Consider the following 21,285-nt stretch of genomic DNA (forward strand, 5'->3'; position numbering starts at 1 on the left):
ACTTCTACCATGATAATTTTTTGGTAATGTTTTTTAAAAATTTATTTTTTATCATACCCTAAGCATTTATTTAAGCTACCACGCCCATGTTTTTCCCAGTAGTCTAACAATATTTCATTTTTTGGTTTTTGTGCCTGTCAAGGGAAGAGGCTTTATAAACTAATTAAATTTAAGAATACCCTTCCCTCACAGGACTTTAACATCATACTCTCAAAAGAAAAAGATTAACTAACCAATCAATGAAAAAATTCCTTTCCTTTTTTGGGATATGATATTGTTTATTTTAAAAATCCCCTATAAACTATTTTTAAGCTGGGTCATATATTGTATCATTTCTGTTTTTTCTTCTTTGGAAAGTTTCGCATCCCCATGAATAAAAGTGTAGGAGTCCAGTGGCATTTCATCATCTTCAATCTGACTGATGATTGACCGGAGTTTGCTGTTTTTTCTTCGGTCGGAATATTCACCCCATTCATTAAAATTCAATTCATCTTTTCCTTCTTTTATATGATCCTCTAAAAACCAGGCAGCTGGTTGTATTTTATTGTACCAAGGGTATACTGTATTGTTGCTATGGCAATCATAACAGGAAACCTTTAATTTATCCTGTACGTCTTTCGGGACATTGTTCACCAGCATAAAATCTGATTTTGGCACCACTTCACTTTGGTTGCGATTGGTGGGCACAAACTGGATGCCCACCAACACAACTAAAAAAACCAGTGCAATGATTTTGATTGTCTTCATTTAGTTAATTTCTCTTTGCACCTCTCCGCAATCCATCATTTTACTTCCATAATAGGGATTTTTGATTTCTTTGGTTACACTCAACCACTGTGCACCTTTGTTATTATTGTACATCGGGCAATAAGCTTGGTACAACTTTTGGCTGGTTCCGACAATGTCAATCAGGTCTATCATGTCCTTGCTCAAAATGTCGAAATGCTCCCGCTGGTGGCCTATGGGGCTTTCCGCAATGTGTTCGGCATGCTCAGTGGCGTCTTCTATGATATCTTGCAGTTCTTGTTGGTCGTTCTGTTCGTAGTTTTCCGTTTTAAAGGTCTTTAACTGTCCCACCATTTTTTCCCCGGCTTTGGCCGCGGCCTCCTGATCGTCATTTACCAAGGCATTTTTAAGCTCCAAGTATGTGGTCAGGCTGGCATCGGTTTGGGCAGCATTGCTGCTTTCCATCCTGTTTTCTTCCATCGGGACAGCGCGCTCGGTCGCCGCGTCTTCAATAGTTGTATTGCTGTTTTTCTCGTTGTTCTTGCAAGAAGTGCTTATTACGGCAAATGCCATAGCCATCACTCCCAAACTTACTTTTACTGTTTTCATTTTTCTTGTTTTTAAAAGGTTGATATTTCTGTTACTGCAATTAATTAAATTTTCCGGATGCCATAAAACACAGCCCGGAACTTAGTATTTTACTTGGTTGTTCGACCGGAAACAAAAAAAGCACTTACCGGCTTTCCTTTTCCCCAGTCCTTATTTTTATACGCTGTTCCACGTCGCTTACATAGATGAGCCCGTCCCCGCTTTTGCCAGTACGGGCACTTACTTTTATAATATTTACAATTTTATCTACATCCTCATTTTTCGCACACTATCTCCATTTTAATGACTTTGCTGTGCATAAATGGAAAATTCAAACTGGGGGAAGCGGTTTTGGAATCAGTGTAATCTCCAACCCCCTCGCCTTGAAATACGGTAAAACAACAAAAGTTTTCTTCCCGCAGATTCATGGTCACTTCACTAAGTCTTTCGGGTCTGATAAAGGCTTTGATCTCATTCATATCTTCTAAATTTAAGTTGAAATAAGTTTTGTTATGCTTAGCTCTTTTTTGTGTAAGCTGTGTAATTCGCTTCTGAATTAAAATAGCCAACCCGGCCATTCGCGTCAAGCAGTACAATAAAGGCTTCGGTTTTATCCACTCTTTCCCCTGTTTGGGGATCGGTGGCCATCCTTGCAGATTCTTCGTTGTTCAAGGTGCCCACGCACATCTCGCAGCAACCATAATAGGTTTTCCCGTTTACCGGAACCGGGATTTGCGGTTTGGCCATATAGGCATCGTTTACCATACATACCAGGTCATTAGGCAACTTGTCTCCTATCTGAAAATCTAAAGAAAAGGTTTGTTTATTGGCGGTACTTGTACTAATTTCTGTAGCCAGTTTGTCTTGCTTTTTTTGTTTTTGCTGCTCCCCAGAGGAGTTACAAGCACCAAAAACCACGGCCAGAAGAAATACCGCTGTTAGAACTTTGAATGTATTTTTCATTTCAATCTAATTTTGTGCCTGCAAAATGGATAGACCTATAAAAAAGAGTCTATCCATACCTTGCAGGACTTTATTAATTGATAGTTTCTTTTACACTACCACATTTCAGCATTTTTTGGCCCATATATGGGTTCTTGATCGCCTTTTCATTGGAAAGCCAATAGCCGCCTTTATTAGAGTTTGCCATAGGGCAATATTCCAGGTAAATTTCACCTTTGGCAAGCTTCCCATTTTTAACCAGTTTCAACATTGCATCGCTAAGAGCATTAAAATTGTCACGTTGGTCTTCCAGAGAAGTGGCACCGGCCATTTGCGAAGCTTCTTTGCGAGCCGTCTCAGCATTTTCCACTTTTGCCAAAGTTTTCTCGAGTTTCATCGAATGCTTGGCGGCCTTTGCATCATTGGAAGCCACTAAAGCGTCCTTTACCAATAGGTAATGTTCATAAGCAGCGCCCAGATCTTTGTCTTTGAACTTAGGCGACATTTGCATTTCTTCACCATGACCAGCCATATTGTCGTGGTCGTGTTGTGCATAAACTCCCATGCTTAACAAAGTTAGAAGGAGCATCATCATTGTTCTTTTCATCTTAATAGGTTTTAAAGGTTATAAAAATTTGTTCTTCCCTGCTTTAGTTTATAGTTTCCACGATTTCGCCGCAGGTTAACATTGCGCTACCGTAATAAGGGTTTTTGATCTCTTCTGAACGGCTGAGCCAGTAGGCTCCCGCATTGTCATCTGCCATAGGGCAAAATTGCTTATAAACGGTCTGTCCCACTCCAAAAAGTTGCATCGCTTTGCTCAAATGGGCAGACAGGTGTTTAAAATGATCCCGCTGAGTAGAAATATCTTCACTCTCCGTTATTTTTTCCGCAGCACCAATTACTTCTTTTGAAATCAGCATCCAGTGGTCGTGAGCTTCACGATCCTCTAAAAGACTCATATCTATCTTGTTCATTGCTTCCAGTACTTTATTTGCAGTTGCTTGGGCGGTTTTGGCCTCATCTTCCACCAGGGCGTTTTTCAACTTCAAATATTGATCAAAAACGCCATTTAGCTGGTTGGTGAACTCTTCAGGTACCACGATGCGTTCCTGCATTTCGGTATGGTCAACGTTGCCGGTTCCTGCCGTTTCCATATTGGCATTACCTTCGCTACCTGCCATGTCCATACCGGCGTGGCCCTCGTGACCGGTAGATGTCTTGCCTCCGTCCTTGTTCATCATAGACTTTTTGCCCTGGAGTTGTGCGGCAGCATCTACGGTAAAGGCACCGTTTACCACAATGCGCTCTCCGGTACTCAAGCCATCTGTAACCGCATAATTACCACCCGCTGCGGCACCCAGGCTCACTTCCCTCATTTCAAAGACAGGCCTGTCTGGATTGGGTTGTACGTAAACCAGCGAACGTTCCCCGGTCCACATCACGGCCGATTTTGGCACTGTAATAAGCTGGGGTTCTTCAATATCTGCATTTTTTTTCTTGGCCGGTGCCACTTTTCCACGCACGAACATTCCGGGTTTTAGACGACCTTCCTTATTGGGCAGGACTGCACGTACAGTTACCGTACGGGTGGCAGTATTAAGCAGTGGTTCAATAAAAGTAATGGGCACTTCATATTCTTTTCCCGGCAAGGCATTGGCAGTCACGCTAATCTGTTGCCCTTCTTCAAGCTGGGCAATCTGGTTTTCATAAGCATCAAATTGCGCCCATACGCTACTTAAATTGGCTATCTCGAAAAGGGGTTGCCCTTGTTTAACGTAATCGCCTTCTTCCACCAGTTTTTCAGTCACCGTACCTGAAACCGTGGCGTAAATAGGAAAATATTCTTTTACCTCCCCCGAAACTTCAATTTCCTGAATTTGCTTATCGCTGAGTTTCCATAATTTCAATTTTCGGCGTACAGATTCGTATAACCGGGACTGAGAGTCCTTCATCCCCGCAGCGGTAAGCAATTCCTGCTGGGCAGAGACCAGCTCTGGGGAATAAATAGTGGCCAACACCTGCCCGCGGCGTACTTCCTCCCCGGTGTAATTTATATAAAGTTTTTCTATCCTGCCGCCAAAATAAGAAGCCTGCACACTTTTCACCTCTTCGTTCTCCACGATCTTCCCGGAGAGCACCAGGTCGTGATCCCCTAAGAGGCTATCGCCGATCTCCACGGTGTGGATATTGGCCAGAGCCAGGGCGGTTTCAGACATTTCTATTTGTTGCGGCCCAACCTCGCCGCCGCCACTCTCGGCAGGGATAAGGTCCATCCCGCAAATGGGGCAATCACCCGGCTCGGGCTGCATAATTTGCGGGTGCATAGAGCAGGTCCACAGCTGGTTTTCCTCCTCGTGATTATGTTCTTCTGTAGTGGCTGTTTCGACGTTATTTTCAGACGAATTGCCACCAAAAAACAGATAGCCCAGAAGCAGTCCTCCTAACAGTAACCCGGTGTAAATGATATATTTTTTCATCGTTTTTGTTTTAATTTATTCTGAATTATTCACTTAAATAATTGATGTTTGCACTGGCCTGGTAATAGTTTTTTACCGCTTCTATCAGGTTCAACTGAAAATTTAGCTGTAACTCCTGAACGTCCAGCACATCGTTAAAATCTATGGTGCCGGTTTCGTAATTCCGCATGAGTATCTCTTCGGCATCATTGGCTTGCTCGATGTTGAGCAGCTGGGTACGGTAGCTTATGCGTGCCTCTGCCCTATTGCTAAGAGCCGTTTCCAGGCGCGACACCAATTCGTTATGCCGGTTCTCCCGCTGTGCATTTAGCTCACGTTGCTTCAGTTCATTTTGTCGGGTAACCGATTTATATTTATTGCCGAAAATTGGAATCGTGATCGAGACCATCGGCATCAGGATATCTTTCCCACTATCCGGGGCTTCCATCGCAGTGGCTTCGCCTACCGAAACGTAATCCAGACCAAAACCCAGGTCTGGCAACGCTTCCTTTCGATTCATTTTTTCTGCTTCTCCTACCGATTCATATAGCTTGTCAAAACGCAACAACTCTGGGTGCACTTGAGGCACTTCTGGCAACTGCACCGGGTCTTCCTGTGGCACTGCCAGCGAATCGTACACCTTTACCGTAGCACCACGTTCGGCATTGAGTAGGGTATTGAAAGCGGCTTGTTCGGCTTTAAATTCTTCATCGAAGTTTTCCAAACGTTCCCGTAGCTGGTTTTGCCGCATTTGCAGGCGAAGCACATCTACGGACGAGGCTTGGTTTACCTCCAGGGAAGTAAGCGCAAGCTCCTCATAGGCTTCCAGCAGGTCTATGTTTTGTTCCAATACGCGTTGCTTTGCCCTAATGGCATAAAGCCTGTAATAATTTTCGGCCACATTTAGCAGCAGTTGCCTCTGGGCCGTGGCGATTTCCACATATTGGGCATCGGCAAGGCTTGATGCATAATTCTCCCTTGCCGTGATAGTCCCAAACCACGGAATCATTTGTTGCACCGATAGTTTGTACTGCTGTGGGCCCGTTCGGGTCTCTGGTTCGCTGGCAAAATAGCCTACGCTGAACTGGGTTTCCGGGAGTACCCCAACTTCTTCAATCCTCTCCCGGGCCGTTTCATAACGCAGTTCAAACGCCTGTATCTTCGGGTTATTTTCCAAAGCCTGGGTAAGGTAAGGCTGGAGCTGCTGGGCTGTTCCTGTAAGAAAAAAGAAAAGAGAGACAATCACCGCTAGCATTCCGCTTCTTCTATTCAATTTTATTATTAAAATATCTTTTGATTTCATAGTAAAAGGCTTTCTTCTATTTTCTATTTTCAATTCTCTTGTCATTATTCGCCGTCTCCAGGGTTTTTATGCCGGCTTCTTTTCTCCAACTAAATAACACCGGCACTACAAACAATGTGATTAATGCTATAGACATACCTCCAACCGCGGGGATGGCCATAGGGATCATAATATCGCTGCCACGCCCCGAAGACGTCAGTACGGGCAGGAGTGCCAGGATTGTTGTAGCCGTGGTCATCAAGGCGGGGCGAACACGCTTGGACCCTGCTTCCACCACCGATTTACGGATTTCCTTTCGGCTCTTGGGCTCGTTCCGGTCAAAAGTTTGGGTAAGGTAGGTACCCATTACCACGCCATCATCAGTAGCGATACCAAAGAGGGCGATAAAGCCTACCCATACCGCCACACTCAGGTTTATGGTTTTTATCTGAAACATATGCCGAAGGTTTTCGCCAAAAAAGTCGAAATTCAGGAACCAACCCTGGCCATAGAGCCAAATAAGGATAAACCCGCCAGAAAAAGCCACGAGGATCCCACTAAAGATCATAAGCGAGGTAGAAACTTTTTGAAACTGAAAGTACAGGATCAAAAAGATAATCATCAGTGCCAGTGGCACCACAACACTCAGCGTTTTTTCAGCGCGAATCTGGTTTTCGTAAGTCCCCGTGAATTTATAGCTGAGACCTTTGGGCACCCTGAGCTCCCCGTTATCGATTTTATCCTGAATAAGGGCCTGGGCATTTTCTACTACATCCACTTCAGCAAAACCATCCTGTTTATCAAAAAGCACATAGCCAATAAGGAAGGTATCTTCACTTTTTATAATCTGCGGCCCCTGCTCGTAACGGATATCTACCAACTCATCTAACGGCACCGGCGAGCCGCCCTCAACCGGAACATAGATATTGCCCATATCTTCCGGGCTGTCCCGCAATTCCCTTGGGTAGCGCACGCGTACACCGTAGCGTTCGCGTCCTTCAACCGTTTGACTTAGGCGTTTTCCTCCCACAGCAACCTCCAAAAGTTGCTGAACTTCTTCTATGCTAATACCATAACGAGCCAAACGTTCACGCTTGATATCAAGAAGCAGGTAAGGTTTTCCAACAATACGGTCGGCAAAAACGGCTTCGTCTTTTACACCTTCCACTTGCTTTAACAGGTCTTCCAGTTGGAGTCCAAAATCTTCTATTTGTCGAAGGTTTTGCCCCTGCACTTTGATTCCCATAGGTGCGCGCATCCCCGTTTGAAGCATTACCAGCCGTGTCTCGATGGGCTGGAGCTTGGGCGCCGAGGTTACCCCCGGCAGCTTGGTGGCGGCGGTGATCTCGTTCCAGATATCATCTGGCGACTCTATTTCGGGGCGCCAGTTACGGTAATATTCCCCGTCATCATCTGGAATGAGCTGTTTGTTTTTTACGCGGTGGAATTCCACGATTTCGCGGTCATTATAACTGCCAGCTGCATCTTCGTCCACCTCTAAACTTGGGTTTATTGCCAATTTGCCATTTTTTAACATAAATAAACCGTCTTCATTTACCTGGTAGCGCTGGCGTTCGCCGTGTTCATTCAGCATATATTCAGGTTTGTATTGGATTGTATTTTCATACATGGATATAGGTGCAGGGTCCAGGGCCGACTCTGTACGACCTGCCTTGCCCACTACCGTCTCAATTTCCGGGATAGCGGCCACGGCCATATCCAGCTGCTGCAAGACCCGCTTGTTCTCCTCTACACCTGCATGGGGCAGCGAAGTGGGCATCAACAAGAAGGAGCCTTCATTGAGTGAGGGCATAAATTCCTGCCCAATGTTGCGCATAATCATAAAACCGAGAATAACCAAAACGGTGGGCACCGACAAGAACAACAACTTATTGCGCAAGGCCCAATTGAGGATGCGGGTATAAAATTTTTGGAACAGGGCAAAAACACCCAGCAAACCAAAAGATATAATCCCTACCACAATAAAATTCCAGAAAACACTTTTTTCCAGACCCAACGGACGCCAATACTCGGCTAAAAGTAGCACTATGGCGAAAGCCGAAATAGCTATATTGATAACATTTGATCTTTTGGAACTAATTTTCTTTTTAAGAAGCAGTATTCCGGTTACGCCAAAAGCAATTAGGACAATACCGATGAAATATCCAAAAACAATAGCGGTAAGCCCTGCAATTATCAGAATCCCCTGTATTACCCAGCCCGCGGAAGTACGCCGGGTCCGTTTCTTAAAGAAAGATGCGGCAAATGGCGGAATAAGGAAAAGCGCAACCACTAGGGAAGCCACCAGTGCCATGGTCTTGGTAAATGCCAGTGGGCGGAACAGTTTCCCCTCTGCCCCCACCATAGTAAAGACGGGAAGGAAACTGATAATGGTGGTAAGCACGGCCGTCATAATTGCCCCGGAAACCTCGGCAGTGGCATTGTACACGATTTCATTCGTGGTCAAATATTTCCGTTCTTTGTCCTGATCGAGATGCCGGATGATATTTTCAGATAAGATCACGCCCACATCCACCATGGTCCCAATAGCAATGGCAATACCGGAAAGGGCCACGATATTGGCATCGACATTAAAGAACTTCATCGAGATAAAGACCATTAAAACCGCTACTGGCAATAAACCGGAAATGAGGATGGAGGCCCGTAGGTTAAAAACCATAACGATAATTACGAGTACCGTAATCAGGATTTCCAATGTAAGGGCTTCATTAAGCGTGCCCAGGGTTTCCTGAATCAGTTGCGTACGATCGTAAAATGGAACAATAGTTACCTGCGACTCGCGACCATCTTCCAGCACCTTGGTGGGCAGGCCGGGGCTAAGTTCATTTATTTTATCCTTTACATTATTGATTACTTCCAGCGGATTTGCGCCATAACGAGCCACAACCACTCCGCCAACCACCTCGGCACCTTCTTTGTCCAGGATACCACGGCGGGTTTCCGGACCCAGGTTTACTTTGGCAATGTCGCTTATTTTGATACTGGTAAATTCTTCTGAAGTTACCACGGCATTTTCAATATCTTCTATTTCCTGAACGTAGCCCAGCCCACGTACCAAATATTCGGCCTGATTTATTTCCAAGGTTTGTGCACCAATATCACGGTTGGTTTCCTTTACGGCCTTTACCACCTGTGCCAGGGAAATATCGTATTGACGCATCAGTTCGGGATCCACATCTACCTGATACTCCTGCACATAGCCACCTATGGATGCAACTTCGGAAACCCCGCTGGCACCGGAAAGTCCATATTTCACATAATAATCCTGAATGCTTCGCAGTTCGTGCAAATCCCAGCCCCCGGTAACATTGCCATCTTTGTCACGTCCTTCTAAGGTGTACCAAAAAACCTGGCCCAGCCCGGTAGCATCGGGACCCAGGGCAGGGTTTACACCTTCGGGAAGCAGGTTTGCCGGCAGGGAATTGAGTTTTTCCAAAATCCGGCTACGGCTCCAGTAGAACTCAATATCCTCTTCAAAAATGATATAAATACTGGAAAACCCAAACATAGAGGAACTCCGGATGGTTTTCACACCGGGAATTCCCAGGAGCGAAGTAGTAAGGGGATAGGTAATCTGGTCTTCTATATCCTGGGGGGATTTCCCCTCCCATTTGGTAAAGACAATTTGTTGATTCTCGCCAATATCGGGGATGGCATCTACCGCCACGGGATCGCGCGGAATTAAACCGGTTTCCCAATTAAAAGGGGCATTTACCACGCCCCAGCCTACAAAAAGGACTAGGAGGATAATTGCTACTAGTTTGTTTTCTATAAGAAATTTTATGCCTTTATTTAGCATCTTTATTGATAATTAAACAGTTATACATTGAATAACTTTCTGATAATATCAGAAAATTAAACACAACAAAGTAAGCCCAAGATGGAAGTAACCATAGAGCAAATCTTTCCGATAATTATCGGAAACTGTTTAAAATCAAATTAAATAAGTTTCGTGTAGTTTTTGTACGTTCCTTACAAGATAAGGAGGTGTATAATCTCTAAATGGAACAATGTTCTTATCCAGTCCATCAAAAAGATTAATATAAGTATAAAAGAAAGTAGCAACAAAGGCTTGATGCTCAAAGCTTAAATTGGTGTAAGATGTTTTTAAATCATCTTGACCGTCATTCACTATTTGTGCATCTGAACAGCAAGATTTTTCCGAAAAACCTGCTTCACAACTTTTTTGGGATGATTGATTTTCCATACCACAGGTTTGAGCATTATGAAATAAAGCAAAATCAACCAATGAATCTCCACAATAATGCATATTTACAGTAAACGACATAGTGGTAACAAATACCAAACTCGCCAAGGCTACAGATAATATTTTATGGAAAAACGATTTCATAAGATTGCAAATATATATAAAACAACGAAATATAAAAACATTAATAATTCTTTTCGTTATGTTAAACTTTTACTTCCTATACTATTTTCGACAAAAATAAAAGAATCAAACTTCTAAAAATATGATAAATATCATATTTTTATTTTCTTTTTTGCAGTATGTTCGGCAAAAATAAGTCCTAAAAAATTCATTATTAAAAATTAGTTAACATTTGTTAATTTTTTTTATATTCGTATTATGCAAAGCTTTAATAAAATAATAGCTGTTTCATTGGTACTTGCAGTAATGTTTGCTTCATCGTCTTTTACTGTGAATATGCATTTCTGCTGTGATAAACTCGTGGATATGGCGGTTTTAAATAAAGCTCAGGTTTGTGATAATGCGGTGAAGGCTCAGACCAATCCTTCAAAAAAATGTTCGTTCGAAAAAAAAGGTTGCTGTGCTAATAAATCTATAGTTAAAGAAAGTGGCGATAACTTTCAAAAAGCTTCATTTGAGATGGAAAATCATAAACTGATTTTCCTACACACATTTTTTTACACTTACGTAAATCTATTCGAAGGGTTGGAACAAAATATAATCCCTTTTAGGGATTATGACCCACCCCTCATACCGAAAGATTTTCAAGTACTCCACGAGGTATATTTAATTTGATTTCATCCTAAGTAGGTTCTTTTTCAAACAACCTACCTTATATGTTGGCCTGTACTACGCAAAGGCTAACAACTGGTGCGCTCTATCCTGAGCATACCACACTTTCAACTATTTGAAAAACAGAAATTTATAATCTATTAGAATAAATACCATTCTAAGAATAAATAATTAATACTATGGATTTACAGAGAGAATTCTGGATAAAGAATATGGTATGTAGCCGTTGTCTAAAAGTAATAACGCAAGAACTGGAAGAGATGGGAATAACCGTACTCTCTTTGGAATTAGGTAAACTATTGGTTGAATCTTCAAAAAACACCAACACGGAGGTTACGTATAAAGTTACCAAAGTACTTCATTCCAATGATTTTGAAATAGTACAAAGTGAAGGGGAAATGCTGGTTGAAAAAGTAAAAATCATTCTAATCCAACTGCTTACTCAGTTACCACTTCATTTGAAAACAAATACTTCAGAACATTTGTCTTCTACGCTCAACAGGGATTATAAAATACTGAGCAGGCTGTTTTCTAAAAATGAAAACACCACCATTGAAAAATACTTTATAAAACTGAAAATTGAAAAAGTAAAAGAACTTATTCAATTAAAACAATATTCTTTTTCAGATGTGGCATATATGCTGGATTATAGTAGCATTAACCATTTATCAAGACAGTTTAAAGAGATTGTGGGAATGAGTATGAGCGACTATAAAAACACAGAAAAATGGAAACGAAATTTCTATGATGAAATTATATAAATAACAACGAAAGTTATGCAGATGAAGTAGCATAAAAACAGATAGCTTTCGTGTTAATTATAATATTAAAAACCCTAAAGCCCGAACTCCCTAAGGCTTGTGTTGATAATCCCCCAATTACAACATAAGCCAGTTCAGGTCTTAAAAAGGCGAGGAATAAACATTAATTAAAATAAAAAACAATGAAAAATCACTGGTTATGGATGGTCCTCGGTTGTGGACTGCCGCTTTTACTCATCTTTTTAGCACCATCTATTGGAATTGGTGGTGGCACCTGGCTTTTTGCATTTATTATAATAATGTTCGCAGTACACTTGTTAATGCCCATGCGGCACGGGAGCCATACGCACGGATTGTCCAATGAGAACTTAAAAAAGAAGGATAAAAAAAAAGAAGGACAACATCACTAAAATTTATGTTATGAAACGAAAATTTCAAATTAATGGTATTAGTTGCGGCGGCTGCATTAGCAGGGTCAAAAAGACATTGGAAGAACATCCAAAGATTGAAAAGGCAGAAATTTTTCTGGCACCAAAAGGAGCTACAATCATCACTATGAAGGAAACGCTTTCAGTAGATGAATTACAAAAACAACTCAGCAACCTTGAGGGTTACACAATTGAAAAACTATAAAAGTAACTTAAAATCAAAAATTATGTTTTTTCACGACGGAAGTTTCGGAGGTATGCACCTGATATGGTGGATTATTTGGATGGCGTTTATCATTTGGATTTTCTTTATCCCAACTGATATCCCATACCAAAAACCAAAAAAAGAAAAGCCATTGGACATCCTAAAAAACAGGTTTGCCAAGGGCGAAATTTCAAAGGAGGAATTTGAAGAATCCAAAAAATTATTAAAATCAGATAACCAATCTTAAAACATATAAATTATGTATCGATTAAATGTAAAAAAATTCGGTTTTGCCCTCGGTCTAACAGTATCCTTAATTTATTTGGGCTGTATGATCGTGATGGCTACAGCAGGACAGGAAGGAACGATTATATTTTTCAACAGCCTTTTACACGGTCTGGACACCAGTAATATTATAAGAATGGACGTGCCACTATTAGAAGCATTTTTTGGTATTGTGCAAAGCTTCATTTTAGGCTGGTTGATTGGAGCGTGTATTGCGGCATTTTATAATGCCCAAATAAAAAACAGATGATTTTGCATTAAATAGGATTGTTTAATCGAAAGTTTAGATAAGGCCCTCTTGAATTTAGAACATAATTATATCAAAGATTCATAAACCGCTAAAAATGATAAACAGTAATACTTATAAAAATATTAAGATCATTTTGACTCATTTATTTATTGGGGCAGGTATTTTTTATTTCCTGGTACACCCTTTTACAATGGTAATCTACTGGTTTGAGTTCAGTGATACGCCCTTCTCTTTCCCCTTGTTTCAGCAAGTCTTAGAAGAACGTTTTTTGGAATCTTTCAGTTTCAATATGCGGGGCATGGGCGGACTCTTAACTTTATTGGGAGGATTCTTGGGGATAGTTTCAGGTTTATTCTGGATAAACCTGAAAAAGAAAAATGAAATTATTGGCACACAACAGCGGCTGCTTGTTCGTGATATTGAAGAATTAATCCAGGCCGGTGAAAATGAACGGGTGGAATTCAAATCTTCCATACGCTATGATTATTACCGTAAAACAACCAATCGGGAACTGGAGTTGGTCATTGCCAAAACCATTGTGGGCTTTATGAATGCCAAGGGTGGAAAACTTATAATTGGTGTTGATGACGACGGAAATGTTCTGGGATTGGAAAAAGATTATAAAACCCTAAAGCATAAAAACATGGATGGGTATGAACGTGCGGTGTTCAGGATTATCTCTACACAATTGGGTCACGAGGCTTGTTTCAGCAACCATATTTCGTTCTACAGTATTGATGAGAAAGATGTGTGCGTGGTGGATATCGAACCTTCCAACGAACCGGTTTATGTGAGTGATGAAGGAAACACCACTTTTTATGTACGCACAGGAAATGCTACGTATCCACTATCGGTAAAAGAAACAGTGGATTATTTAAAAACCAAAAAGCTTAAGCTTATGCAATACAACTAGTTTATAAGAGAGGTTGGAAATGAAATATCCAAAATGATTCGATTACTAAATTCTTTGGCTTGACATGTAAATCTAATTCGGACAGAATTAGTGGAATTAAACCCGAAATCAGAGATTAAAAAGACGAAAAAAATGAAAATTGTATTGGCCATAGATGGTTCAGATTTTAGTGAAGTAGCCATTAACGAGCTTAAGAAAATGACTTTATCCTCAAATAGTGAAATTCATATTATAAATGTTTATGAACTTCCTAAAACAACCGGTCTGGGATTGCATACTATGGGCGGCAAGATAGGAAATTACATAGAAGAAATTAAAAGTAACGCTCAAAAATTGGGAAACAAAATCGTTTCAGAAGCTTCCGATAAAATCAAGGCCGAAAACAAGGCACTTACCATAACCACAAGTGTTGTTAGCGGACTGCCCAAAAGTACTATTAATGAAAAAGCAGAAAATTGGGGTGCAGATTTAATTGTAGTAGGCTCTCAGGGTCACGGTGCTTTTTCTCGCTTAGTATTGGGCTCAGTATCCCAATATTTAACCACAAATGCCAAATGTTCAGTACTGATTGCAAGAGATAGAAATAAAAAATGAAAGAAAAGCAAACACATAGCATTACGTTGGAATCCACCTGTAAGATAACAGATGAGATATGTCTTCCCGATACTAAATTACCTCGTGTGGTTATCGTTGGTGGAGGATTTGCAGGTTTGGCATTGGTTGAGAAACTGAAACACAAAGAAGTTCAAGTGGTTTTACTCGATAAAAATAACTTCCATCAGTTTCAGCCTTTATTATATCAAGTGGCAACGAGTGCCCTGGAGCCTGACAGTATTGTATTTCCATTCAGAAAACAAATCAATGGCTATAAAAATGTTTTCTTTCGTTTGGCTGAAGTTGAGGAAATTCAACCTGATTCAAATACTATATTGACCAATAAGGGAAGTGTTTCTTATGACTATTTAGTGTTGGCTACTGGCACGACCACCAATTTCTTTGGGATGGATTCTGTGGCCGAAAATAGTTTGGGGATGAAGGATATTCGCGATTCCCTCAACATCCGTCATATGATGTTGCAAAATTTGGAACAGGCAGCTATTACTTGTGATGATAAAGAACGCGACGCGCTGACAAATTTTGTAATAGTAGGTGGTGGTCCAGCAGGCGTAGAAATGGCAGGAGCTTTGGCAGAGTTTTGCAAATACATCCTTCCCAAAGATTACCCAGAGTACCCTTCTTCCATTATGAATATTTATCTAATAGAAGCCATTGATGAGTTGTTAAGTACAATGTCTGATAAAGCATCTTCGAAAACCCTCAAATATTTAGAGGATTTAAATGTAAAGGTATTATTAAATGAAGCTGTAAGCAATTATGATGGAAAGGAAGTCACTACCAAAAGTGATAAGACCATATTGGCTAAAAACCTTATCTGGACGGCTGGCGTAAAAGGACAATTCCCAAATGGTATTGATGGAAAACACGTAGTCAGAGGCAACCGTATTAAAACCAATGCCAATTTAAAAGTAGAAGGCTACGAAAATATTTTTGCCATAGGTGATATCGCAGCACTCATTTCCAAAGAAACCCCAAAAGGACATCCACAAGTAGCACAGACCGCTATTCAACAAGGTAAATACCTGGGCGATTCGATATTAAATATCATAAATAACAAATCCATAAAACCTTTCAAATATAAAGATAAAGGTTCCTTAGCAACCGTAGGTAAACGCAAGGCAGTTGCCGATTTGGGCAAATTTAAATTTGCAGGCTATTTCGCCTGGTTGCTGTGGTCCGTTGTTCACTTGATGTCCATAAGTGGATTTAGAAATAGATTGATGGTTGGTTTTAATTGGGCGGTAAGTTATTTCACTTATGAAAAGAGCAACCGCCTGATTATTAGAAACTTTAAACCGAAATCTTCGATTAAAAACAGGGAAAAATAATTTTGAAATGAAAAACACCACAGATAAAAATAATAAGCTTTCCTTATTAGGTTCCATATCTCTTGGTACAGGCGTAATGATTGGTGCTGGCATATTTGTCCTTATGGGGCAAATAGCAGAGTTGGTGGGTGATCTATTTCCCATTGCATTTATTGCAGGTGCTGTTGTGGTGGGTTTTAGCTCATATTCCTATGTCAAGTTTTCAAATGCTTTTCCATCGTCTGGAGGTGTGGTTAAATTCCTTAACAAATCCTATGGACCTGGAACAACAACAGGGTTTTATTCTTTGCTGATGTACGTATCAATGGTAGTTTCCGAAAGTCTGGTGGCGGGCACTTTTGGAGCATATACGTTGAGACTATTTCCCGAGTCCTATGCAGGTTATGCCTCTACCCTGGGTGTTGGGCTAATTGTTGTTGCTTATATAGTGAACATCCTGGGCAATAAGGTTATTGGTGCCACCGCGACATTTACCGCTATTATAAAGGTAGTGGGAATAGCAATTTTAGCTATTGCCGGCCTTGCAATTTCAGGTTTTGCCGATATTACGGGAAACTATATTCCCAAAAATACTGAGACATTACCACAAGGCTTCGGATTTGTGGCCGCTTTGGCGTTATCTATCCTTGCTTATAAAGGCTTTACCACTATCACGAACCAAGGGGCCGATATTAAAAACCCGCATAAAAATCTTGGTAGGTCTATCGTGTTTTCCATACTTATCTGCACACTGATATATGTAGCCTTGGCATTAGCTGTTGCGGGAGGTTTAAGCATTCCTGAAATAATCGAAGCTAAAGATTATGCCCTTGCAGCCGCCGCAAAACCTGTTTTTGGGGAATGGGGTTCCTGGATTACCATTGGCATTGCCATTATTGCCACGGTTTCTGGGGTCATTGCCAGTATCTTTTCCTCTTCACGCTTGTTGGCAATGCTCAGCAATATGAAACAGGTGCCTTCTTTAACCAAACTTGGTAGCTTAAAAAATCCAGCACTAATATTCACGTCTTCCCTCGCCATTTTACTGACCGTGCTTTTCGATTTGACAAGGATAGCATCCATTGGGGCTATTTTTTACCTTATTATGGATATCGCTATCCATTGGGGGCTGTTCCGTCACCTTAAAAACAAAGTGGTTTTTCAGCCTATCATCCCATTAATAGCCATCGTATTGGACATTGCGGTATTGGCAGCTTTTCTTTATATAAAATATCTGAACGATCCTTTGGTGCTTATCGTAGCAGCGATTGGGATTGTTCTAATACTTGTTGCAGAACGCCTTTTTATGATTTCACACACAGACGATGAAGGTAATATGCCAATGGGAATGGAAACTACGAACAATAAAACATAATTAATAAAAATCAATTTATATGAAAAATATAGCAGTTATAGGATACGGAGTCATTGGAAAAAGGGTGGCAGATGCCATCAACTTACAAAACGATATGAAGCTTTCGGGAGTATGTGATATCATTAGCGACTGGCGAATTCAAAATGCCGTAAGAAAGGAATACGACATTTATGCAGCAACTAAAGATGCTGCTGATAAAATGAAATCTGAAGGGATTTCGGTAAAAGGCGATATGCAGGAACTTTTAAAGAAATCAGATCTTGTTGTGGACTGTACACCCAAAAAAATTGCCGCTCAGAATGTCGTTATCTACAAGGAGCAAAACATCAAATTTATTCTACACGGTGGCGAAAAACACGAAACCACAGGGCATTCCTTTAGTGCAGAAAATAATTACAAATCAGCTCTAAACTTGAATGCGACAAGAGTAGTTTCCTGTAATACTACGTCTATTTTAAGAACCTTGACCGCTTTAAAAAGAGCCGATTTATTGGATTATGCCAGAGGTACACTTTTAAGAAGAGCTACAGACCCTTGGGAAAGTCATTTGGGTGGTATTATGAATACGATGGTTCCCGAAAAAGATATCCCAAGCCATCAAGGTCCGGATGCTAAAAGTGTTGACCCAGAACTGGATGTCATCACCGCAGCAGTAAAAGTACCGCAAACCTTAAGCCATCTGCACTATTGGAATGTGAAATTGAAAAAACAGGCGACAAAGCAAGAAGTGCTAAATGCTTTCAAAACGTCCAGCCGTATTAAATTGATTCAATATGACCAAGGTCTGGTTTCTAACAATACCATTAAGGAAATGTTCTTGGATATGGGAAGGCCTTGGGGCGATATGTACGAAGTAGCACTATGGGAAGATATGCTGAAGGTACAGGGAGACGAACTCTTTTATGCCTACGTGGTCGATAACCAAGCTATTGTAATCCCGGAAACAATTGATGCTATTAGGGCTTTAACTGGAATTGAAACAGATGGTACAAAATCCATAGCCAAAACAAATGAAAGTTTAGGAATCCATTAAATACTATCAAAATGAAAACAGACAAGAATATAGTAGAACTTTTAGGAGAAAAAGCAGACTTCTATTTAGAACACGTTTGTGAAAAAATAACAAAGGATGAATTGCAAGTGCCAAGCAAAAATAGTTTAGAAAAAGTATTTGGCAGTAGCAACAGAAATCCGCAGGTGCTTCGAAGTCTTTCACAATTGTACAACAACGGAAACCTTGGCGGTACAGGCTATTTGAGCATCCTTCCCGTAGACCAGGGTATTGAGCACAGTGCTGCTTTTTCATTCTATAAAAACCCGGATTATTTTGACCCGGAGAATATTATAAAATTGGCAATAGAAGCAGGATGTAATGGAGTGGCTTCCACCTTTGGGGTTTTAGGATTAAACGCACGAAAATATGCCCATAAAATTCCGTTTATCGTGAAGATTAACCACAATGAACTGCTTACCTACCCAAACAAATATGACCAAACACTATTCGGAAAAGTAAAATCAGCTTGGAATATGGGAGCCGTTGCTGTGGGTGCCACCATTTATTTTGGTTCTGAAGAAAGTAATAGACAGCTAAAGGAAATAGCCGAAGCTTTTGAAGAAGCCCATAGTTTAGGAATGGCTACCATTTTATGGTGCTATACCCGCAATGAAAATTTTAAAACCGAAAAGAAAGATTATCACGCTGCCGCCGACGTTACCGGACAAGCTAATCATATCGGCGTAACGATACAGGCAGATATCATCAAACAAAAATTACCTACAAACAATTTTGGATTTAAGGAAATTGGGTTTGGAAAATATGATGATGAAATGTATAAAACCCTTACCACAGAACATCCCATTGACCTTTGTCGATTACAAGTCGCCAATTGCTATATGGGCAAAATAGGATTGATCAATTCCGGCGGTGGCTCTAAAGGTGAATCAGATTTGACCGAAGCGGTAACAACAGCATTAATCAATAAAAGAGCTGGCGGCTCTGGATTGATTATGGGTCGAAAAGCATTTCAAAAGCCTTTTATTAGAGGGATTGAGTTACTGCACTCCGTCCAACAGGTATATCTGGAAGATAGTATAACCATAGCTTAATTATAACGAAAACAATTTAAAACCAATAAATCATGAAAAACATACTCGTACCTACAAACTTTTCAGAAAACTGCAAGAAAGCAGAGGAACTCGGAATTGAAATGGCAAAGCTTTACAATTCAGAAATTCATTTTTTTCACTTAATTAACACCCCCGTAAACTGGGTTGAGCTAGATAAGGAAAAAGAAAAAAGATATCCAGAAACAGTAAAAGAAATAGGAAGTGCAAAAGCCTCCTTGAGAGCACTGGAAAAAAAAGCAGAACAACAAGAGCTTGAATGCAGGACGTTCCTTGAGTTTGATGGCGGACAGGCAAATATACTTAAACACTCCGGTCATTTTCACCACGACTTTATTGTTACAGGAAGCAGCGGCACCCGAGGTGGAGTGCGCGAATTACTGGGAAGCAATGTAGAGAAAATTGTAAGAAAAGCCGATGTCCCTGTAATTGTGGTTAAGGATGAAAAAGTAACTTTTCCTTTTAATAATATTGTTTTTGTTTCAGATTTTCTGGAAGATGTGAGCGAAGCATTTAAGCAGGTTATTTCTATTGCGGAAAAGTGCGGTGCACATCTTCATTTATTGAGGGTTAATACCCAAACTGATTTTAACAGTATAGAACAGGGTTTGGACCCCATCAAGGAATTCTTGAAGAAATTCCCCGATTTGGATAACTTTTCAATGAATGTATATAATGAACCTGATGTAGAAACAGGTATAAACAATTTTTTGAAATATAAAGATGCCGATTTAATAGCAATGTGTACTAGTGGCCGTACAGGTTTTTTAAGCCTGTTCTCCAAAAGTATCGCCGAGGGCGTAACCAATCATTCCGAATTGCCGGTAATGACCATTAAGGTATAACAATGAATAAACCAGTCCTAATAAAAAAATACTCTGGTGAGTACGAAGCCTTTGATGTAAACAAACTCATCAACTCCCTGCGGCGTTCACGGGCAGATGAGGATATTATTCAGGATGTAGCCCGGAAAGTACAAGAGCAGATTGAAGAAGGAATGACAACCAAAAAAATCTATCAGTTGGCTTTCAAGATGCTAAAACGAAAATCTAGGGTAAGTGCCTCAAAGTACAAGCTCAAAAAAGCTTTAATGGAACTAGGTCCAACCGGTTTTCCATTTGAAAAGTTAGTAGGCAAACTATTGGCACACGAAGGATTTTCAACACAGGTTGGTGTCATAGTTCAAGGCAATTGCGTTCAGCACGAAGTGGATGTGATAGCGCAAAAAGGAAATAAACATTATATGATTGAATGTAAATACCATAGTGACCAAGGCAGGTTTTGCAATGTAAAAATCCCATTATATATCCATTCACGGTTTTTGGACGTGGAAAAGCAATGGAAACACCAAAAAGGTCACGAGGCTAAACTTCATAAAGGCGGGGTTTACACCAATACGCGTTTCACAACCGATGCCATTCAGTACGGGAAATGTGTTGGAATGCTTATGACCAGTTGGGATTATCCAAGAGGAAATGGTCTCAAGGACAGAATAGATAAATCGGGGCTACATCCCTTAACCGCTTTAACAACACTTACCAAAGCTGAAAAAACAAAATTATTGGATCAAGGCATCATACTCTGCAAGGAGCTACACGAAAATCCAGACTTTTTGGAACAAATGGGTATCAGTAAGCTAAGGCAAAATAAGATACTCGAAGATTCAAGAGAATTATGTAGATCCCATTAATTCAAATAATGAATAATTACTAATTTTTAAAAATAATACAAATGAAAACTGAAGAATTGCAAAAACAGGGCAACATAGATTTAGAACCATTTTACCAGGCATTGGAAGATGACTCAAAACTACTTGAAGAAGCCCTTGAGATATTATTGGAAATGGTTCACTTTGAACCTAAATCAGTAAAGAAATTGGCTCTTTTTATTAAAGAGGATTCTCGTAATCTATATAAAGAAATAGTGGAATTGAGCAAATCAAAACAAGATAAAGGAAATACACCTTCCTGCTGTGGTGGACTCTAAATAAATACTATAA

Annotated in this window: 25 protein-coding genes; 15 read left to right on the forward strand and 10 right to left on the reverse strand. The window is 40.5% G+C overall.

What is annotated here, in order from left to right:
- Positions 1 to 294 precede the first annotated feature (294 nt).
- The 10 genes from AO058_RS13705 to AO058_RS13745 form a co-directional block, all read right to left on the reverse strand.
- A complete protein-coding gene (locus AO058_RS13705; protein ID WP_075327063.1) occupies positions 295 to 747 on the reverse strand; it encodes a heme-binding domain-containing protein in 453 nt (150 codons plus the stop codon).
- Complete coding sequence (locus AO058_RS13710; RefSeq protein WP_034894378.1) at positions 748 to 1,335, reverse strand: DUF3347 domain-containing protein; 588 nt, start codon at positions 1,333 to 1,335, stop codon at positions 748 to 750. It lies immediately after the preceding gene.
- A 124-nt stretch (positions 1,336 to 1,459) separates the two neighbouring features.
- On the reverse strand, positions 1,460 to 1,576 hold the full coding sequence (locus tag AO058_RS18950; RefSeq protein ID WP_083482176.1) for a P-II family nitrogen regulator: 117 nt from the start codon (positions 1,574 to 1,576) through the stop codon (positions 1,460 to 1,462).
- A gap of 13 nt (positions 1,577 to 1,589) precedes the next feature.
- Entirely contained in the window at positions 1,590 to 1,793 is a 204-nt protein-coding gene (locus AO058_RS18575) for a P-II family nitrogen regulator (RefSeq protein ID WP_083482174.1), read from the reverse strand.
- Between the two features lie 37 nt (positions 1,794 to 1,830).
- Complete coding sequence (locus tag AO058_RS18580; protein WP_037314436.1) at positions 1,831 to 2,277, reverse strand: hypothetical protein; 447 nt, start codon at positions 2,275 to 2,277, stop codon at positions 1,831 to 1,833.
- A 73-nt stretch (positions 2,278 to 2,350) separates the two neighbouring features.
- Complete coding sequence (locus AO058_RS13725; RefSeq protein WP_034892138.1) at positions 2,351 to 2,863, reverse strand: DUF3347 domain-containing protein; 513 nt, start codon at positions 2,861 to 2,863, stop codon at positions 2,351 to 2,353.
- Positions 2,864 to 2,906: 43 nt separating this feature from the next.
- A complete protein-coding gene (locus AO058_RS13730) occupies positions 2,907 to 4,736 on the reverse strand; it encodes an efflux RND transporter periplasmic adaptor subunit (protein WP_075327064.1) in 1,830 nt (609 codons plus the stop codon).
- A 25-nt stretch (positions 4,737 to 4,761) separates the two neighbouring features.
- Positions 4,762 to 5,970 (reverse strand): TolC family protein, encoded by a 1,209-nt coding sequence (locus AO058_RS13735; RefSeq protein ID WP_075327983.1) that lies wholly within the window; start codon positions 5,968 to 5,970, stop codon positions 4,762 to 4,764.
- A gap of 64 nt (positions 5,971 to 6,034) precedes the next feature.
- A complete protein-coding gene (locus AO058_RS13740) occupies positions 6,035 to 9,817 on the reverse strand; it encodes an efflux RND transporter permease subunit (RefSeq protein ID WP_075327065.1) in 3,783 nt (1,260 codons plus the stop codon).
- A 135-nt stretch (positions 9,818 to 9,952) separates the two neighbouring features.
- Positions 9,953 to 10,369 (reverse strand): HYC_CC_PP family protein, encoded by a 417-nt coding sequence (locus tag AO058_RS13745; RefSeq protein WP_057481156.1) that lies wholly within the window; start codon positions 10,367 to 10,369, stop codon positions 9,953 to 9,955.
- 285 nt (positions 10,370 to 10,654) lie between these two features.
- On the opposite strand from AO058_RS13745, the gene AO058_RS18955 reads away from it, so the two are divergent.
- From AO058_RS18955 to AO058_RS13820, 15 genes are all read left to right on the forward strand, one after another.
- A complete protein-coding gene (locus AO058_RS18955) occupies positions 10,655 to 11,023 on the forward strand; it encodes an HYC_CC_PP family protein (protein WP_442974489.1) in 369 nt (122 codons plus the stop codon).
- Positions 11,024 to 11,199: 176 nt separating this feature from the next.
- On the forward strand, positions 11,200 to 11,781 hold the full coding sequence (locus tag AO058_RS13755) for a helix-turn-helix domain-containing protein (protein WP_027884436.1): 582 nt from the start codon (positions 11,200 to 11,202) through the stop codon (positions 11,779 to 11,781).
- A gap of 182 nt (positions 11,782 to 11,963) precedes the next feature.
- Entirely contained in the window at positions 11,964 to 12,191 is a 228-nt protein-coding gene (locus tag AO058_RS13760) for a hypothetical protein (RefSeq protein WP_034892122.1), read from the forward strand.
- A 10-nt stretch (positions 12,192 to 12,201) separates the two neighbouring features.
- Complete coding sequence (locus AO058_RS13765) at positions 12,202 to 12,414, forward strand: heavy-metal-associated domain-containing protein (RefSeq protein ID WP_027884438.1); 213 nt, start codon at positions 12,202 to 12,204, stop codon at positions 12,412 to 12,414.
- A 22-nt stretch (positions 12,415 to 12,436) separates the two neighbouring features.
- Positions 12,437 to 12,661 (forward strand): SHOCT domain-containing protein, encoded by a 225-nt coding sequence (locus tag AO058_RS13770; RefSeq protein ID WP_027884439.1) that lies wholly within the window; start codon positions 12,437 to 12,439, stop codon positions 12,659 to 12,661.
- Positions 12,662 to 12,673: 12 nt separating this feature from the next.
- Positions 12,674 to 12,949, forward strand: coding sequence for a DUF5676 family membrane protein (locus AO058_RS13775; protein WP_027884440.1), 276 nt, complete (start codon positions 12,674 to 12,676; stop codon positions 12,947 to 12,949).
- A gap of 94 nt (positions 12,950 to 13,043) precedes the next feature.
- On the forward strand, positions 13,044 to 13,862 hold the full coding sequence (locus tag AO058_RS13780; protein ID WP_037314446.1) for an AlbA family DNA-binding domain-containing protein: 819 nt from the start codon (positions 13,044 to 13,046) through the stop codon (positions 13,860 to 13,862).
- Positions 13,863 to 13,994: 132 nt separating this feature from the next.
- Positions 13,995 to 14,456, forward strand: coding sequence for a universal stress protein (locus AO058_RS13785; protein ID WP_075327984.1), 462 nt, complete (start codon positions 13,995 to 13,997; stop codon positions 14,454 to 14,456).
- Positions 14,453 to 15,808 (forward strand): NAD(P)/FAD-dependent oxidoreductase, encoded by a 1,356-nt coding sequence (locus tag AO058_RS13790; RefSeq protein ID WP_075327066.1) that lies wholly within the window; start codon positions 14,453 to 14,455, stop codon positions 15,806 to 15,808. The genes AO058_RS13785 and AO058_RS13790 overlap by 4 nt, the downstream gene beginning before the upstream one ends.
- 7 nt (positions 15,809 to 15,815) lie before the next feature.
- The gene (locus tag AO058_RS13795; RefSeq protein WP_008616415.1) at positions 15,816 to 17,162 is read left to right on the forward strand and encodes an APC family permease; all 1,347 of its coding nucleotides are present in this window, start codon (positions 15,816 to 15,818) and stop codon (positions 17,160 to 17,162) included.
- Between the two features lie 19 nt (positions 17,163 to 17,181).
- On the forward strand, positions 17,182 to 18,195 hold the full coding sequence (locus tag AO058_RS13800) for a type II glyceraldehyde-3-phosphate dehydrogenase (protein ID WP_008616413.1): 1,014 nt from the start codon (positions 17,182 to 17,184) through the stop codon (positions 18,193 to 18,195).
- A gap of 11 nt (positions 18,196 to 18,206) precedes the next feature.
- Positions 18,207 to 19,268, forward strand: coding sequence for a class I fructose-bisphosphate aldolase (locus AO058_RS13805; protein ID WP_075327067.1), 1,062 nt, complete (start codon positions 18,207 to 18,209; stop codon positions 19,266 to 19,268).
- 32 nt (positions 19,269 to 19,300) lie between these two features.
- On the forward strand, positions 19,301 to 20,131 hold the full coding sequence (locus AO058_RS13810; protein WP_075327068.1) for a universal stress protein: 831 nt from the start codon (positions 19,301 to 19,303) through the stop codon (positions 20,129 to 20,131).
- A gap of 2 nt (positions 20,132 to 20,133) precedes the next feature.
- Positions 20,134 to 20,976 carry an ATP cone domain-containing protein gene (locus tag AO058_RS13815; RefSeq protein ID WP_075327069.1) on the forward strand — a complete coding sequence of 281 codons (843 nt, stop codon included), beginning with the start codon at positions 20,134 to 20,136 and terminating at the stop codon, positions 20,974 to 20,976.
- Positions 20,977 to 21,017: 41 nt separating this feature from the next.
- Positions 21,018 to 21,272, forward strand: coding sequence for a hypothetical protein (locus AO058_RS13820; RefSeq protein ID WP_013072813.1), 255 nt, complete (start codon positions 21,018 to 21,020; stop codon positions 21,270 to 21,272).
- The last annotated feature ends 13 nt before the right edge of the window (positions 21,273 to 21,285 follow it).

The sequence above is a fragment of the Salegentibacter sp. T436 genome, assembly GCF_001932675.1.
Lineage (GTDB): Bacteria > Bacteroidota > Bacteroidia > Flavobacteriales > Flavobacteriaceae > Salegentibacter > Salegentibacter agarivorans.